Here is a 17,537-nt window from a genome sequence, read left to right as displayed (position 1 = left end):
TTCACATGAAAATCAACTACGGTATAGCCATATTTTCTTTACTCATGACTGTTTTATTTACTGGTGTATTTCGAGATGATGAGTTTTACGAACCGTATATATTTCTCAAACATCGCCCCTCTTTCAAACTCCTTTTCGTTTCACCCACAGGGATGTCTGACAAAACACTGGAAGATCTTTCTCCGGAAATGCAGAAAGAAGAATTGATGTTTGATGAGTTTGTGATTCAATCAGGTGTACAGTATCCCGGTGACCCATGGTCATTCATTCCGGTATTATTTATCCAGTTCACACTATCGCTATTCACCATTAACATTTTCAAATCAAGATTTCCAAATAAGATTCCGTACTGGAAACCCATCGTCCACTATATCATTAATCTTATCACCACCACATTGTGTTTAGCGGCAATACTTACAATTGATCATCTCGTATCAACTTTTGGCTTTGTTCTGGTGATCTTAGCCTTCAATGGCTTTTCTTATTACTTTCTAACAAAAAATTCTAATTCATAAAAAACACTCAAAATGGAATACAACACCTATCCTTCCCATTCAGAATTAAAGGCACTTGTAAAATGCTATTGGACATTGGAGATTCCTAAAGAAGTACCCAAGGGTAGACAGCAAGTACTTTCAGACGGGTGTATGGAGATGATTTTTAATCTAGGCGATGACATCCATAGAATCCTACCCAATAACCAATATTTATTGCAACCCAGTTCTTTTATAGTTGGACAAATAAATCAGCCTATGTGGGTAGAACCTACCGGAAAAGTAGCGTCTTTCGCGGTTCGGTTCCATCCTGGTGCTTTTTCATATTTCACCTCTGTTTCTATGAACGATCTGGCAGATAAGGATACCCCATTAAAAACTTTATTCGAAGAAAAAAAAGTAATTGAAATTGAGCAAAAAATTAAAAACGCAACAGATACCAGCAAAAGGATTTTACTCCTGGAAGATTTCTTATTTAGTCTACTCAAAGAGCATATTAATATTCCAGACCTTGTAGCATCTACCATTGATAAAATATTACAGACCAACGGTGCACTGAGCATTAAAGACACACTTCAAAGCGACCCTGGAAAACGTAGATCATTGGAAAGAAAATTCACCACACTTGTAGGTACCAGTCCAAAACAATTGTGCAAAGCCATTCGTTTCCAAAAAACTTTAAAAGCACTATTAAACGACAACAAAACACTTACTGATATAGGATATGAAAGTGAATATTATGATCAGGCACACTTTATCAAAGACTTTAAAGATTTTACCGGGATAAGTCCCAAGCAGTTTTACACAGATAAAAATTTCACATTGTCTTCCCTCCTCTACTCCAAAGATTAGTTGTCGCATTTTTACAATTTTCGCTTCACCCTCCAAAATAATTTTGCATAAAACAACATGCTATGCGAATTATAAAAGGAATGGCTATCGCAGCCACAGTACTCATTACTGCATGCACACCTAATGCACCATCCCATTCAGAATTAAATCACAACCAAAAAACCAAAAATATGAACAGCTACATTGCCATTTTTGAAATCCCAGCTACCGATATGACCCGGGCCATTAAATTTTACGAAGAAATTCTGGATTTAAAAATTGAGAAAATGGAATTCCCAGGAATGGAGATGGGACTTTTGCCTTACGAAAGTCAAATGGTCACCGGTGTTATCGTCAAAGGAGAAGATTATGTTCCTTCTTCAAGTGGTGTAACGATTTATATCAATGGTGGGGATGATCTTCAAGTTGCACTAAACAAAGTTGAAAACAATGGAGGTCAAATTATAATCCCTAAAACACCACATGCGGATGAAAGCGGATACTTCGCTATATTTATTGACTCTGAAGGAAATAAAATGGGATTGCACTCACCCAATTAATCCTATCAACCCATTTCAAGGCGGAATTAACTTTCATATTGGATAAATATTGATGTACTTTTAGTCTCTATTTTTATTTTTCCTTAATGTATAGCTTTATTACAATTTTACTGTTGGGACTTACAATCTTAACGGGTTCGATCCCTTTAAAAACTGAAAATGTAAATCACACTAAAATTGTTCTCGATAAGATTATTGATTCTGTTTACACTACTAAATTAGATGCAAAAAACTATTCTGATACTGCAAATTTCATCTTAGACCGATTACCTGATTGGGTATTAAAAAGTAATGTCTTAAATGGGATATCCTTACTAAATAAATATAAAATTGATAAACGATTAAACCCTTTATATCATGAAGCTGATTTTAATGGTGATGGAAATTTAGACGTTGCTCTCTCTATTGAACAAATCAACACCGGAAAAAAAGGATTTGCAATTATACATGGAGTCACAAAAGAAATTTACATACTAGGTGCTGGATTAAAAATAAAAAATGGTCTGTCCGATGACATGGGATATGTAGATATCTGGAAGATTAATAGAAAGAAAATCAATGAACCAGGACTTGAGGAAAATACGGGAACCGGAGAAAAAGGAGAGCTTATTTTGGACCTCCCTTCTCTACAAATAGAAAAGTCAGATCTGGGTGGAGGTCAAATCTATTGGGACGGAAAGACATATGCTTATTTTCATCAAACTTGCTAAGACAAAAAATAAATACTTTTCCTCTTTGGATAAATATTGATGTACTTTTAGCCACTTGTTATCCGATTTGGCAGCTAAATGAACAAACGAAAAAAGGTCGTCTTATATAATCCAAAAGCAGTTTTCTTTGATATGCCCCTGGCTTTATTGGCTATTGGGTCAGCATTAGATGAAAGTAAATATGAGGTGATCATTGTGGATGGCAGAATGGTTAATAATGCCATTAAACATTTAACACCACATTTAGATGATGCGGTTTGTTTTGGCACTACGGTAATTACAGGCGCACCTTTGACAGATGCTATTAAGGTCTCGGAAGAAGTCAAAAAACTCCGTTCAGATCTACCCATTATCTGGGGAGGATGGCATACCTCTCTTTTTCCTTTACAACCATTAGATGACAAACCCTTTATAGATATTACGGTTCAGGGACAGGGTGAAGTAACCTTTACGGAATTGGTTTCTCATCTGGAGGAAGGAAAATCTCTAGATGGAATTAAAGGAATTTCGTTTAGAAAAGCAGGTAATTCCCATCAAAACCCTCCTCGTGCCATTACAGATGTAAATACTTTCGGTCGGGTCAATTATGATTTAATTGATGTAGAAGCCTACTTTAAAAAGAAAAACAAAAGACAGTTCGATTATATCTCATCGGTTGGATGCTTTTTTAGGTGTTCTTTTTGTGCAGATCCATTTGTTTTTCAAAGAAAGTTCTCTGCCATATCTGCTGAAAAAATGGGTTCCGAATTATCCTATTATCAAGAGAAATATGGCTTTACCGATCTAAACTTCCAGGATGAGACTTTCTTCACCTATGAAAAACGAATCAAAGGATTGTCTGAAGAAATTGTAAATCGCAAACTCGATTTCTCCTGGGCGGCTACCATGCGTGCAGATCAAGGGCAACGACTCTCTCCTGAAGTTTGGGAGTTATGTAAAAAAGCAGGTTTAAGGCGTCTCTTGATCGGTGTAGAATCCGGTTCTCAGGAAATGATGGACTGGATGAAAAAGGATGTCAAACTTACTCAGGTTTTTTACTGCGCAGACAAATGCAAGGAATTGGATATTGCCGTGATTTTCCCATTTATCGTAGGTTTTCCGGGCGAATCAGATCAAAGTGTATCGGAAACAGTAAAAGTGGTGAAAAAACTACGCGCAAAAAGTGCGAGGTTTGATACTCCCATCTTTTATTTCAAACCATATCCAGGATCTGCGATTACAAAAGATGTCGTTGCCAATGGATATCAACTTCCACAATCGACAGATGAATGGTCCAAATTTGACTATATCGGTTCATCCGGCCCGTGGGTAAGTAGGGAAAAAGAAGCCTTCTTTGAAAACTTAAAATTCTATTTAAAACTGGCGTATTTGAAAGAAGAACGAAAGAGTCTCGCTCCACTCAGAAAACTGGGACAATGGAGAATTCAAAAAGATCGATTCGGATTTAATATTGAAAAACGTATATACGATCAGTTCGCCCGACCGAAGTTGTCTTAGAACCTCATCTAAATGAAAAACCTCATCCCCCTAAAAAACCAGTTCAAACTCGAAATCAATCGTTTAAAAAACATCCTTATTATTCTGACTATTGTTGAAATCGGTTATTTTATTCTCTCATTCACCCATGAAAAGCTAATTTACCAGATGTATTCAAACAGCCTTGATTTATGGATCATTGGTCTTACACATTACTCTTTTACTGGTTATCTTATATGGTATAATTGGAAAAAGTTACCCCTTGGAAAAAAGAAAAAAGTTAGCAATACATTAATGATCTTCCTTCTTGGAATCATCGGAATGTGGCTATGGCTTCCTAATCAAAAGGAAATTGATGATTTATCAAATCATCAGTGAAATAATAAATTTTAACACTGGTATCTATCCTCTCCCCTTTCCAGTGGAATATTAAATCAATCGATTAGATTACTTTTGCAGCTTAATTTTTAATGCATTCATGGAAGAAATTCTGATTAAGGCTCTTGGACTCATCATGAGTCTATCCATCTTGGTAGTTTTACACGAATTAGGACACTTTATCCCAGCCAAATTATTTGGGGTAAGAGTTGAAAAATTTTACCTGTTCTTTGATCCCTGGATCTCACTTTTCAAATTCAAAAAAGGTGATACCGAATATGGTATTGGATGGGTACCACTGGGTGGATACGTAAAGCTATCCGGAATGATTGATGAATCTATGGATACCGAGCAAATGGCTCAAGATCCGCAACCATGGGAATTTAGAACAAAACCCGCATGGCAAAGATTAATCATCATGATTGGTGGAGTTACTGTGAATGTGATTCTGGGAATTTTGATCTACGCCATGATTCTTTTTACCTGGGGAAAAGCATACTTACCTGCCAATGAAGCTAAATATGGTGTAGATGTGAGTCCATATATGGAAGAAATTGGGTTTAAAAATGGAGATCGAATCACGGCTATCAATAACACACCACTTGCAGATGACATCACATATCACGATATCTTCTTAGAGCTATTGTTAGATGAAAATATCCAATCGTTACAGGTGGATCGCAATGGTCAAAACATAGACATTGAAATCCCAGGTGATTTTGAAGCACAGATACTTTCCAGAAAAGAAAAAAATCCTTTCGCTGAAAGAATTCCTTTTGTGGCTGACTCTATTTTGCCAAAATCTACTGCGGCTAAAGCCGGAATTCAAAAAGGTGATGCTTTCCTTACGGTAAACGGGCAACCCGCAGAATACTTCTCGGATTTCGTTAGACAGGTCGGAAAACACAAAGGAGAGACTGTAACCATTGGGTTAATCAGAGATCAACAACTAATCAAAGTCCCAGTCGAAATTTCAGAAAACGGAAAGATTGGTGTTGGAAATACCAGTGCGACAAAGTTTTTCAACTTTGAAACTAAAACGTACACCTTCTTTGAGTCTTTACCAGCTGGATATAAAGAAGCCGAAAACACAGTGACCAATTATGTGCGCCAAATGAAACTTCTATTCACCAAGGAAGGTGCTTCCCAAATTGGTGGTTTTGGTACCATTGGAAACCTATTTCCTGCTTCATGGGATTGGCAACGTTTCTGGGGGCTTACCGCATTTTTATCTATGGTATTGGCGTTTATGAATATTCTTCCGATCCCAGCCTTAGATGGTGGCCATGTGATGTTCTTAATCTACGAAATGATTGCTGGAAGACCTCCGGGTGAAAAATTCATGGAATATGCACAAATGACCGGAATTATTATTTTGGTAGGACTGATGGTATTTGCAAATGGGAACGATCTTTGGAGCGGCATCTCAAGTTTTTTTGAATCAAAATGAAGCAACTCATAGCATATCTTGTATTGATCTTGAGCGTAACTGTAGTTAATGCACAAGATGATTCATACAACACACAATCTCGTAGAGCACAACTATCGGATGACTCCTTAAAAGTAGACATCATGGTAATTCCAGCGAATTATAAACTTTATAATTCGTTTTTTGATCGTCAGATGATTGATGAAAATAAAATCAGTTTTGAAAAACTACGTGATACCATTTTATTGTCTTTAGCTCGAGAAGTAGCCATGGCTTTTGCAGATAGTGTTCCATCCGGGGTGATTCCTGAATGCTATTCTCCGTATCGAGAAGACATGGATTTTGTATATGAATCTATGGAATACAAATATGAAATTCTTCCAGAGCCAAAATCTAAAGAGTCTACTCTGGATAAATGGACCAAGAAGATTAAAAAGAAAGATCCTAAACCAGAGCCTAGAAAAGGCACCTATATGGAAAATGGACAAATCGTGAGTAATCCTGAAACACGTCCACAATATACCAATGCACATGTATTGAATACCGACTTTTTGTATTTGTTGAATAAGCGTTATAATGCCAACACATTTGTATTTATCAATCAATATGAAATGGTGATTCCGCAAAACATCAATCAACTGGATATTCAAAGTGATAATTATCCAAGAATCATTAAAGTACATTACACTATTACAGATGTCAATGGCAAGGAAATCACCAGTGGAATGACCACTTTAAATTCATCATCATATGATAACAAATTAGATTACCTGATCGGTACCAGCTTTTTGCAGATCGGAAATCAAATCATGATGGATTTAGGAAAAAATCAATAACAGAATGTAGGAAATTCAAAATCTTTCTTTTTTGAATCCCTGTATATTCTCTATCTTGTGCCCATGAATGGAATTTCACCATACCATTTATTGATAGGAATTTCACTAATTGTAATCCTATCTTACCTATTTAACCTCATTTCGAAAAAAACGAGTATTCCTTCGGTTTTACTGTTAATTTTATTAGGCGTTATTCTCAATCAGGTCGATCAGTTATTTCATATCATTGAACGAGACCTCATGCCTCTACTGGAAATCCTGGGAATTGTAGGGCTTATAATGATTGTATTAGAAGCCGCTCTGGATCTTAAACTAGAACGGGAAAAATGGCCCATATTATGGCGTTCCTTTGTAGTCGCCCTATTGGGATTGGTAGCTACTTCCTTTGCAATTGGAGGCGTATTAAACTTATTTCTTCATGGTGGATTTGAAAAGTCACTGCTCTACGCTATTCCAATGTCTATCCTGAGTAGTGCGATTGTATTACCCTCTGTTCATGGATTAAATGAGGATAAAAAAGAGTTTATGATTTATGAAAGTACGTTCTCTGATATTTTAGGGATTACGTTTTTCTACCTCATGATTCAACAGTTTGATCCGGAGCCACATGCTTCTTTTTGGATTTCTTTAGGGAGTAGTGTCGGCTTCACTATCGCTATCTCTGTCATCGCAAGTTATGTTTTGATTATCATTTTTCAGAAACTCAAATCTGAAGTCAAGCTCTTTTTGCTTATTAGTGTACTTATTCTTTTGTATGCAATAGGGAAATTGCAGCACCTTTCATCGCTTCTGATTATTCTGGTTTTTGGTTTAATTATCAATAATCCCAAAGTCTTTTTTAGGGGTCCTTTAAAAGGGTATTTAAACCCCAGTGCGATAAGAAGAATATTGATTGATTTCAGGTTAATTACTATAGAAAGTGCATTTGTGGTTCGCACCTTCTTCTTTGTCATTTTTGGATCTACAATTGTATTGAGTCAATTGGTTAGTTTCACTGTATTCTTTCAAAGCGCTGCAATCCTCATTCTGACTTTTGGATTGCGCTGGTTATTTCTTAGAATTACTGTTGGGCGAGATATCTTACCACAAGTATTTATTGCTCCAAGAGGATTAATCACTGTTTTATTATTCTTTGCGATTCCCAAAGAATTCGCTATTCCGGGTTTCGAGAATGGAATTCTATTATACGTCATATTGGCAACTAGCTTATTAATGACCTGGTCTTTAATTAAAGATAAAAAAGGTCCTGAAGAACCTGACGGAGATTTATTTGACCCCAATCCGAAAAACACTAAACCTTCCTTAAGCAATATCACCGCAAATGAATTGGGTATTAAGGATCAAACCCCACCTAAATCATGAAATGGCTTTTATTCATTATCAGTTATGGCATCGCCCTTTTGAGCTATAGTCAAACCGTCACTCAGATTAAGCTCAAAGTCAACGATCAACTACAAATTTTAACGGATGTTACCGCCAACAAAGACAGTATTCCCAACGGACGTTATTTGGTGATTTATAAAAACCGAACCATCATTAAGGGAAATACCAAAGATGGTTTAATGTCAGGTAAATGGACTTTGTATTATCCTAATGGGCAACAAAAAATGAAGGCCAATTATCAGAATGGTCAGCCCCATGGTGAATGGGTTATTTGGGGTCCTCAAGGGGATGTTCAGGCTAAATTTCAGTATAGCAACGGAAAACGTGTTGGACACTGGCAAGGATACTATTTCAACCATTCTAAAGCCATTGATATCGTCTATAATCCTAAGGGGTTTCCAATTCAATGCATCCAGTATTATGACAATGAAATTATTGCGTTAAATCACGAATATGAATATGAGGGAAAACACATCAAAAGTAACCTCTCGTATTATTTTGAAAACTTCAATATTTTCCATTATGCGCAACATGTAGACGATAAACTAGATGGTTCTTACATTCTTTATCACGATAACGGGGTCATTTGGGAACATTACAAATATACCGAAGGTCAACTCATATCTGTAGTCGCTTCACATTCTGAAGGAGGCATGCCTCGAAAAAATGATGAATTTAGAAATGGAAATGGGATTTTAAAACGTTATTATCATAATGGTAATTTATACTCTAAAACCACTTATGAAAACGGTCTGAAAAATGACTCTTTAAACATTTATGACCTTGGTGGTAAAATCAGTGGTATTGGCGCATTTAAAGATGGTACCGCCATTGGGTTATGGAAGGTATATTCTCCATACCATAAATTATATCTCACTGTAGATTTCGATCGAATTCCAAACCAAACGTATCTGGTACGTAAAACCTCAACTGCACCAAAGGAACGTGAGGAAGGCCCTAAGAAAGACGGCTTACGTCATGGCATTTGGCGCGCATATGATTCCTATGGAGAGCTCGTTGGTGAATTAAACTACCAATATGGTTTTCTACATGGCATTCAGAAACATATTCAAAGTAATAAAATTATGCAGAAATTCCATTACTCATATGGTAATCGCGATGGCAAATTCACCTACTACGATACATTCGGAAACATCAACTCTGAAGAAGATTTCAAATCAGAAACTACAATTGATTCTAACTGGTATAAACCTCCTGAGAAAGACTGGATCACTATAGAAAATGCTGAAACACATGCACACCAAACTTACTACTGGTTTTACCCTGAAATTCCGGGAATGGAGATCATTGAATCTAAATTGTCTTACCAGGATAAAAAGGAACTCGTATTTCCAGTCAAACGCAATATTGGATACAAATACTGGCCAGAACTCAAACCTGCAGAATTTGAAGGAGGAAGTTATTCGGAGAAGGAATATATCCGTGCGCATCTCCAGGTACCTAAAGCAACCAAAGACCTTAACATTAATGGCTCAGTATTGTTACGCTATAAAGTGGACGAGATCGGAATCATTAGTGACATTGAAATACTGAAGTCATTAGGGTATGGACTGGATGAGGCTGCCATTAATATGATTAAAGCTTTTCCTCCGTTGAATGCAGCAACCTTTAATGGTATTCCAATCCCTACTTATGTGGTGAGAGAAATTGATTTTAGAATTTAATCTCCCTCTTCGTAGAAATCACGAAGCAATTTACGATACGCAGAGAATAATTTAGACTTGGATACAAAGCCGATATACTTACTATCTTCATCTACCACCGGTAAGTTCCATGCTCCACTTTGATCGAATTTCAACATGACACTTTCCATGGTATCCGTAAAATAAATAAACTCCGGTGCCGGGGTCATTAACTCATGAACATAAAGCTTGTCATACTTTTCACGATCAAACATAATCTCACGCACATCATTCAAATTAACCACCCCGAGGAAAGTGTTCTTTTCATCCACCACTGGAAATAAATTCCGTGAAGAACGTGCCACAATCTTTACCAAATCTCCTAGTTTATCATATGCATGGACCGGTAAGAAATTCTTTTCAATCTCATTTTGTAAACGCATTAAAGTCAAAACTGCACGGTCTTTATGATGCGTAATCAACTCGCCTCTCGCTCCTAACTGCTTGGTATAAATACTATAGGGTGTAAAATATCGAACCGATAAGAATGAGATCACTGCAGTAATCATCAATGGCAAAAACAAAGTATAACCACCTGTAATCTCTGCAATCAAGAATATGGCAGTTAAAGGTGCTTGTAGAATACCTGCCATTGCACCTGCCATTCCAACCAAAGTGAAATTACTTCTGGAAACATTCTCAATACCCATAAGATTAAGTACGTAGCCAAAAATGAATCCAGCAGAACTCCCAATAAAAAGGGTTGGGGCAAAGATTCCTCCAATTCCCCCTGCATTTAAAGTCAATGATGCAGCTAACGATTTTAGAATTGGCAACGAAAACAAAAGTACCAATCCCAGGACCATATTATCAGATAAATCAAAAAGTGTAAATGGAGCTAAGGCCGTATCCAAATCATTTGCGACTAAAGCATTAATGGTAGGATATCCCTCTCCATATAATTGCGGAAACGTAAAAATCATAATCCCTACCAGAATTCCACCCACAATTGGTTTTGTATAATCACCTTTGATCTTATTAAACTGCTTTTCTATGTAGAAATAGGTATTGGTAAACTGAACAGATATAAATCCGGTTAAAATTCCTAAAATCACATAAAAAATAATATCGCTAAAGAAGTATGGTTCTATTTCCTTAAAATGAAATAAAAAATCATTATTAAAATACAACTTCGACATCAGAGTCGCACTGGCAGATGCCAAAAGTAATGGGATCAATGAGGTTACAGACAGATCTAACATAATCACCTCTAAAGCAAATACAATAGCCGCAATTGGCGCATTAAATATTGCAGCAAGCGCCCCGGATGCCGCAGCACCAATCAGCATCTTTTTCTTTCGATAATCCAGTCGAAGTAACTGACCAATATTTGAACTTAAAGCTCCGGTAGTCGCAGCTGTTGGCCCCTCCAGTCCTACAGAGCCACCAAATCCAACAGTTATAGATGCGGTTAATACAGTTGAAAAGGTCCCTTTGATTCCCATGTTTCCATTCCCCTTGGAAATCGCATATAAAAGATTCGGTATTCCTGGTTCGATCTTTCCTTTGAGAACAAACTTAAGGATCAAAATCACGATTAGAATTCCTACTGACGGATAGATGAAATAGAGATAATCTTCTACCGTTTGATCCAGATTTCTTAAGATATATTCTACAAAATGTACTGAACTTTTGATGACTACAGCCACCAGCCCTGATAATAGTCCAATCACAATACTCAGCAAATACATAAAGTGCTTATCTGACAAATGCTTCGAGCGCCAGATCAAAAACTTCTTAATATAGATACTGAGTTGTTTCACTACAGCGCAAAACTATATTTTAATCCATACACCATTATATCGCATTTAATATTTCAGCTGCTTTCATCAATGTTTCATCTTGTTTGGCAAAACAAAATCGCAACATTCTGTCCGGGCTCTCATTTTTATAGAACACAGAAATAGGAATTGAAGCCACTTTATATTTTCGAGTCAGTTCACGCGCATATGCCGTGTCAATATCATCATTAATATCACTGTAATCCAATAATTGAAAATAGGTTCCTTCCGATGGCTTAATTTTAAATCTGGACCCACTCAACGCATCAATAAACAAATCTCTTTTGTTTTGATACATTTCTGCAATTCCTAAATAATGACGCTCTGTTTTGAGGTATTCTGCCAAGGCTTTTTGAACCGGATGATTAACTGCAAAAGTTACAAACTGATGTACTTTGTTAAATTCTTTCATCAATTCTTTTGGAGCCATCGCATACCCCACTTTCCATCCTGTAATATGAAAAGTCTTTCCAAAGGAACCAATCAAAAAGCTACGTTCAGCCAATCCGGGATAACGTGCGACACTTTGATGCTCCTTTCCATCAAATACGATATGCTGATATACTTCATCACTCAAAACAATAATCCCGGTTCCACTCACAATTCTTTCCAATTCTTCCATATCGGATGAACTCCAAATTGTTCCACTAGGATTATGCGGAGAATTCATAATAATCATCTTCGTTCTGTGATTGATCATTTTCTTCACCTCATCCCAATCAATACTATAATCAGGTGCATGCAATTCAATAAATACAGGATTCGCACCCGTCAGTTCAATAGCTGGCACATAACAATCATAGGCCGGGGTAAAAACCACTACTTCATCATCCTCGTGTAACAACGCAGTTATCGCAGTATATATAGCTTGTGTACCCCCAGCGGTAATGGTCACTTCTGTCTCCGGATCGTATACCTGTCCGTAAAGTTTATAGGTCTTGGAAACAATTTGTTCTCGCAATCCTATGTCACCTTGCATCGGTGCATATTGATTAAATCCAGCTTTCATTTGATCATATACCAAAGTCATCAAATCTCTGGAAACTTCAAAATCTGGAAATCCCTGCGATAGATTTATCGCCTTTTCTTCTGCTGCCAGTTGAGACATAACAGAAAAAATGGTCGTACCAATATTGGGTAGTTTAGAAAAAATAGGCTCTGGATAATTCATATAACTGGATTTTACCCAAATATAGAATTAAGTCGAATTTATTCTTCAATTATACACCTTCTTCCACCTCATATTCTACTTAAATAAAGTTTCATTTCTGCTCATATTTCAGATTGCACCCTAAAGAATTTAAGGTTTTTTAACACTTTACCGTGATCCCATGATATTACTGTGACAAAAGATGGATGGTTATAAATCTCACACATCAAATTAGTACTACATGCATAATAAAATGAACTTAATCCCCTACGGACCGTAAATAGAGTTTTACAAAATTCAAAAATTATGAAGTACAGACTACTATTTTTTAGCCTCATTTCGGTTTTTTACCTGAATGCGCAGACGGTAAACTATCAGTTTACCAAAGATCAACACCAAAAAGAGATAATCGGATACTTTACAAACTGGGATGCCTGGAAAGGTACCAATCATGGCGTTCCCGCTGGTTTTTTTAACCAACTAAATATCGATTATTCTCAGTATACTATTCTTAACTGGTCCTTTTTTGGCGTAGCCAATGACGGGTCTTTGCACAGTGGCGATTTTAGAAACCAAAACATACACTTATCTGGTCAGGTTCAACAACCGGCTGCGATGTTTAACACAGACATCTACTCAAGCTGGGATTTATGGCTTCGTGATGGAGAGTTAGAAGTTATCCAGTATTTACCAGATGATCTGGACACAAAACCCAATCATGCACAATATTGGGCTTACCAGGATCATGGTTATAAAGGAAATGGCTCAGGATGGATTCATACGGATGGTACCACAGGATCTTACCCACTTCCATTACCAAAACCAAACGGTAAAAAAGGTTTAATCGCTTTGGCTCATGACAATAACGTTAAAGTAATGGCTTCTATCGGTGGCTGGAGTATGAGTAAACATTTTCCTGAAATGGCAGCTGATTCTGTAAAGAGAAGTAAATTCATTCAAGATTGTGTAACACTTGTAAACGACTATGATTTTGATGGTATTGACATCGACTGGGAATTTCCAGGTCCATTTGCAGGTATGAACTTTACAGGTTCAAATGCAGATTACGCAAATTTCACTACATTAATGGCTGAGCTACGTGCTGCCATCGGTCCAAACAAATTAATTTCAGCTGCGTTTAACGCAGATCCTGTAAAACTAGCTGGATTTAACTGGACAAGTTTGAATACCACAATGGATTATTACAACATGATGTCTTATGACATGCATGGTGGATGGTCTAATAAAGCAGGTCATAACTCACCTTTATATCCATACACCAACCAGGAAACCGCAGGTTTATCATGGCACACTACTTTCCAATATTTAGTAAGTCAAGGGGTGTCTCCTTCTAAAATTAACATGGGCGTTGGGTTCTATGGTCGTGGTGTCATTACCAACGGTCCTGCAAGTTTAAATGCACCTACAGTTAAAGTTCAAAAGAATGTAAATCCGGACGGACCGGTTATGACCGCTGCGGATTATACCAATTGGGGTGCATTTGATGGAACACCAAACTACGATTACATTTTAGATAATATGTCTGGTTGGACTTACCATTGGGATAATGAAGCTAAGGTTCCTTATCTAACAAAAGGCAACTTCTTTTTGAGCTACGATGATGTAAACTCAATTACTGAAAAAGCAAAGTATGTGGATAGCAATAACATCGCGGGAGTGATTGTATGGCAGACTTTCGGAGATTTAAATCCTGGTACAGTTACAGCAACATATGCCAACAAGTTACCACATGCTCCCTCCACTACTGCACCACTAGTAAATACAATAAACAAAGTATTCTCTGGGAATTATGTTCCTTCAAACAATCCTCCGGCTATTTCATTCTTAGCTCCGAATCAGGACACAACAATTTCTCAGGATACATTTACAACTGTTCCTGTTTCAATTAAAATTGAAGATTTAGATGGTTCTGTTGCCAATGCTTCATTCGAATTGAACGGTCAACCTGTAAACTTCACTCAAAATGGTAATACGTATTCTTACAATCTATTACCAAATGCATATGGTGACTATGTCATTCTTGTAAATGCAACAGATAATGATACGGCTTCTGCTACAGATTCATTAACTGTGAATATCTCTAATGACACAGCTACCAATAGAATTTCTCATATTATGACCTCAGCTTTATGGGATCAGTTCTTCCCACATCGTTTTGGTGTAGGTTCAAATAACGCAGGAACCGGAGACTTCTATAGCTACGCAAATTTTGTTGAAGCTATTAATAGAATGGCAAACATCAAGATTGTTTTTGAAAGAAGATGTGGAACAAACATTTACAAGATTACGAGAATTGACAAGTCAACTTCTAATTCAATTGTGATTAGAGAAGATGCTGGATTTGCGACAAGTAATGCGTCAATTATTACGCAAGAAGTGGATTACGGTTCTTTCGGTAACGATGGCACATTAGAGAATCAACAAAGAGAAATCATGGCATTTCTGGCAAACATCTCTCAGGAAACAACAGGCGGATGGCCAACAGCTCCTGGAGGACAATATTCTTACGGATTGTATTTCAACGAAGAGCAAGGATATAGTAATGGAGGTTCATTAGGATATATTGATGCCGGAAGTACGTTATATCCACCAACACCTGGTAAATCTTACCATGGTAGAGGCCCAATTCAATTAAGCTGGAATACCAATTATGGACAAGTGAGTGCTTTCCTTTATGGAGACAAGCAAGTATTATTAGATAATCCGGAAAACGTTTTACTGGATGGAGCTGTAGCTTTTCAAACCGCGATCTGGTTTTGGATGACTCCACAATATCCAAAACCATCTGCACATGATATCATGGTAGAAAACTGGCAACCAACTGCAGCGCAAGTATCAGCTGGAATTGTACCTGGATTTGGTGCAACAGTTAACATTATTAATCCTGCAATTGAATGTAATTCAGGTACAGAATCTCCAAAAGTATTGGGTAGAATCGCACACTTTGACAGATATACAGATATCTTAGGTATTGGAATGGCTTTAGATGGATCTGATAATCCAACTGAATTAGGATGTGCAAATATGTCTCCGTTCCAAATTGATGTAAACGAGTGTAACAATGTGACCGGTATTGCTTTCAGCACGCCAAATGATGGAGATACTATAGCCATCCATATTGGAGATACTATTCCTTTAAGCTTGAATGTTTCTGATCCAAATAATGTACTTACCAATATTCAAATGACTGTTTCAGGAAACACTTTTAATGGTTCAACCGGAAACTGGGTTCCAGCAGCATTTGGAAATTATACACTTACCGCTACGGCTCAGAATTCAGGAAATAGTATTTCAGATGTGATTAACGTCACGCTTATTGATGCGAGCAATGCAACTGGTTGTGAAGGTGTGAATGCATGGTCAGCTTCTGATATTTATGCAGCTGCAGGTCAGGAAGTGGTTTACAACAACAAGTTATATGAGAACAAATGGTGGACACAAAACGAAGCACCTGGATCAAATCAGGTTTGGGAATATATCCGAACTTGCGGGACTGATACTACCATCAGCAATGTAGCACCAACTATTAGTGCAATTATTCCCGCTGATAGCAGTAATATTAATCAAGCTTCATTGGCTTCTGTAGCAATATCATTTACAGTTAACGATGTGGATGGTACGATTCAAACTGTAAGTGCTACTGTTAATGGTAACAACATCACATTAACAAATACTGGAAATGCATATTCAGGTTCTTTTACACCTACTGTTTATGGTGTACAACAACTTTCAATTACTGCTACCGATAATGACAATGCTTCTAGCACATCACAAACAGTATTCAATATTGTAGCACCAACAAGTAATCAAGCGCCATCAATTACTGCTGTAACTCCTGCAAATGGAAGTTCTATTAATCAAACAAGTTTGAGTGCAATCAATGTTTCTTTTGATGCGACAGATACTGATGGAACTGTACAAACGGTTACGGCTACCATCAATGGATCAGCTGTAACATTAAGCTCAAATGGAAGTACTTATTCAGGAAGTTATACGCCAACTGTATTTGGTTCGCATACACTTTCTATCTCTGCAATGGATAATGACAGTGCCACTACAACCGCTCAATCTTTATTTACCATCAACGCAGACACATCAACATGTAGTGTAAGCTCGTGGCAAGCTCAGGTATATGCAACTCCAGGCACACAGGTTTCATGGAACAATCGTATCTATGAAAATCAGTGGTACGCAGCAGCAAATGAGGTTCCTGGGTCAAATAATGTTTGGTTATTTATCTCATACTGTAACGGAGGTCCTGACTTATCGGCAAGCTGTGGGTATGAAGTATGGGATACCAACGCAGTTTATGCTACAGCAGGAACAAAAGTTTTCTACAATGGAAAAATCTATGAGAACAAATGGTGGGTAACTAATGAAGCTCCTGATGCATTAGTCGCATGGATGTATGTTGAAGATTGTAATCCAACCACTTCAGCACACCTTGAGCCAAACTCAGGAAATGCTGATGTACACATAGAAGATTGGACTACGAATGAAACTTCTTCTAATGAAGATAAATTCAACACAGAAAGAACTTTTGCTCAGGTAAGTCCAGCACATATTGCTCCAAATCCAGCAACAACCGTGATCCAGATTATTTCTGAAAAAGAAATCCTGAAGGCAACTATTTTGAATGGCTATGGAAGGCCTGTATTGAGTACCCAAAGAACACAAATTGATATTTCTGGTTTAAATACCGGGCTCAACTTTGTTCAAATTCAATATCAGGATGGAACAACTGAAATCATCAAATTCATGAAGAGTAACAAGTAATCATCAATT

At 37.2% G+C, this 17,537-nt stretch carries 13 protein-coding genes; 11 read left to right on the top strand and 2 right to left on the bottom strand.

From position 1 onward, the window contains the following. The first annotated feature begins 5 nt into the window (after nucleotides 1-5). From KFE94_08765 to KFE94_08720, 10 genes are all read left to right on the top strand, one after another. Nucleotides 6-515, top strand: coding sequence for a hypothetical protein (locus KFE94_08765; GenBank protein UTW64780.1), 510 nt, complete (start codon nucleotides 6-8; stop codon nucleotides 513-515). Nucleotides 516-527: 12 nt separating this feature from the next. Further along, nucleotides 528-1,346: an AraC family transcriptional regulator gene (locus KFE94_08760; protein ID UTW64779.1), complete on the top strand. Its 819-nt coding sequence runs from the start codon at nucleotides 528-530 to the stop codon at nucleotides 1,344-1,346. Nucleotides 1,347-1,516: 170 nt separating this feature from the next. Then, complete coding sequence (locus tag KFE94_08755) at nucleotides 1,517-1,885, top strand: VOC family protein (protein ID UTW68243.1); 369 nt, start codon at nucleotides 1,517-1,519, stop codon at nucleotides 1,883-1,885. A 113-nt stretch (nucleotides 1,886-1,998) separates the two neighbouring features. Beyond that, entirely contained in the window at nucleotides 1,999-2,595 is a 597-nt protein-coding gene (locus tag KFE94_08750) for a hypothetical protein (GenBank protein UTW64778.1), read from the top strand. A gap of 78 nt (nucleotides 2,596-2,673) precedes the next feature. Next, entirely contained in the window at nucleotides 2,674-4,092 is a 1,419-nt protein-coding gene (locus KFE94_08745; protein UTW64777.1) for a B12-binding domain-containing radical SAM protein, read from the top strand. A 12-nt stretch (nucleotides 4,093-4,104) separates the two neighbouring features. Next, nucleotides 4,105-4,449: a hypothetical protein gene (locus KFE94_08740; GenBank protein UTW64776.1), complete on the top strand. Its 345-nt coding sequence runs from the start codon at nucleotides 4,105-4,107 to the stop codon at nucleotides 4,447-4,449. Between the two features lie 100 nt (nucleotides 4,450-4,549). Beyond that, the gene (gene rseP, locus KFE94_08735; GenBank protein UTW64775.1) at nucleotides 4,550-5,899 is read left to right on the top strand and encodes an RIP metalloprotease RseP; all 1,350 of its coding nucleotides are present in this window, start codon (nucleotides 4,550-4,552) and stop codon (nucleotides 5,897-5,899) included. Further along, the gene (locus KFE94_08730; protein ID UTW64774.1) at nucleotides 5,896-6,714 is read left to right on the top strand and encodes a hypothetical protein; all 819 of its coding nucleotides are present in this window, start codon (nucleotides 5,896-5,898) and stop codon (nucleotides 6,712-6,714) included. The genes rseP and KFE94_08730 overlap by 4 nt, the downstream gene beginning before the upstream one ends. 63 nt (nucleotides 6,715-6,777) lie before the next feature. Beyond that, the gene (locus tag KFE94_08725) at nucleotides 6,778-8,076 is read left to right on the top strand and encodes a cation:proton antiporter (GenBank protein UTW64773.1); all 1,299 of its coding nucleotides are present in this window, start codon (nucleotides 6,778-6,780) and stop codon (nucleotides 8,074-8,076) included. Further along, complete coding sequence (locus KFE94_08720; protein UTW64772.1) at nucleotides 8,073-9,782, top strand: TonB family protein; 1,710 nt, start codon at nucleotides 8,073-8,075, stop codon at nucleotides 9,780-9,782. Before KFE94_08725 ends, KFE94_08720 begins: the two co-directional genes overlap by 4 nt. On the opposite strand, the gene KFE94_08715 is transcribed toward KFE94_08720, so the two are convergent. Continuing rightward, nucleotides 9,779-11,491: a chloride channel protein gene (locus KFE94_08715; protein ID UTW64771.1), complete on the bottom strand. Its 1,713-nt coding sequence runs from the start codon at nucleotides 11,489-11,491 to the stop codon at nucleotides 9,779-9,781. The genes KFE94_08720 and KFE94_08715 overlap by 4 nt on opposite strands. A 106-nt stretch (nucleotides 11,492-11,597) precedes the next feature. Further along, entirely contained in the window at nucleotides 11,598-12,752 is a 1,155-nt protein-coding gene (locus tag KFE94_08710) for an aminotransferase class I/II-fold pyridoxal phosphate-dependent enzyme (protein UTW64770.1), read from the bottom strand. A gap of 285 nt (nucleotides 12,753-13,037) precedes the next feature. Between KFE94_08710 and KFE94_08705 the strand changes: the two genes are divergently transcribed. Beyond that, nucleotides 13,038-17,528: a T9SS type A sorting domain-containing protein gene (locus tag KFE94_08705; protein UTW68177.1), complete on the top strand. Its 4,491-nt coding sequence runs from the start codon at nucleotides 13,038-13,040 to the stop codon at nucleotides 17,526-17,528. The last annotated feature ends 9 nt before the right edge of the window (nucleotides 17,529-17,537 follow it).

Source organism: bacterium SCSIO 12643 (assembly GCA_024398135.1).
In the GTDB taxonomy this organism is placed as follows: Bacteria; Bacteroidota; Bacteroidia; order Flavobacteriales_G; family Salibacteraceae; genus CAJXZP01.
This window is presented reverse-complemented; position numbering and strand designations above follow the sequence as displayed.

Excerpts from the sequence above, each read along its gene's own strand:
- KFE94_08705 (UTW68177.1), top strand. The coding sequence starts at position 13,038 with ATGAAGTACAGACTACTATTTTTTAGCCTCATTTCGGTTTTTTACCTG.
- KFE94_08725 (UTW64773.1), top strand. The coding sequence starts at position 6,778 with ATGAATGGAATTTCACCATACCATTTATTGATAGGAATTTCACTAATT.
- KFE94_08720 (UTW64772.1), top strand. The coding sequence starts at position 8,073 with ATGAAATGGCTTTTATTCATTATCAGTTATGGCATCGCCCTTTTGAGC.
- KFE94_08765 (UTW64780.1), top strand. The coding sequence starts at position 6 with ATGAAAATCAACTACGGTATAGCCATATTTTCTTTACTCATGACTGTT.
- KFE94_08715 (UTW64771.1), bottom strand. The coding sequence starts at position 11,491 with ATGTATTTGCTGAGTATTGTGATTGGACTATTATCAGGGCTGGTGGCT.
- KFE94_08710 (UTW64770.1), bottom strand. The coding sequence starts at position 12,752 with ATGAATTATCCAGAGCCTATTTTTTCTAAACTACCCAATATTGGTACG.
- KFE94_08760 (UTW64779.1), top strand. The coding sequence starts at position 528 with ATGGAATACAACACCTATCCTTCCCATTCAGAATTAAAGGCACTTGTA.
- KFE94_08745 (UTW64777.1), top strand. The coding sequence starts at position 2,674 with ATGAACAAACGAAAAAAGGTCGTCTTATATAATCCAAAAGCAGTTTTC.
- KFE94_08755 (UTW68243.1), top strand. The coding sequence starts at position 1,517 with ATGAACAGCTACATTGCCATTTTTGAAATCCCAGCTACCGATATGACC.
- rseP (UTW64775.1), top strand. The coding sequence starts at position 4,550 with ATGGAAGAAATTCTGATTAAGGCTCTTGGACTCATCATGAGTCTATCC.
- KFE94_08730 (UTW64774.1), top strand. The coding sequence starts at position 5,896 with ATGAAGCAACTCATAGCATATCTTGTATTGATCTTGAGCGTAACTGTA.
- KFE94_08740 (UTW64776.1), top strand. The coding sequence starts at position 4,105 with ATGAAAAACCTCATCCCCCTAAAAAACCAGTTCAAACTCGAAATCAAT.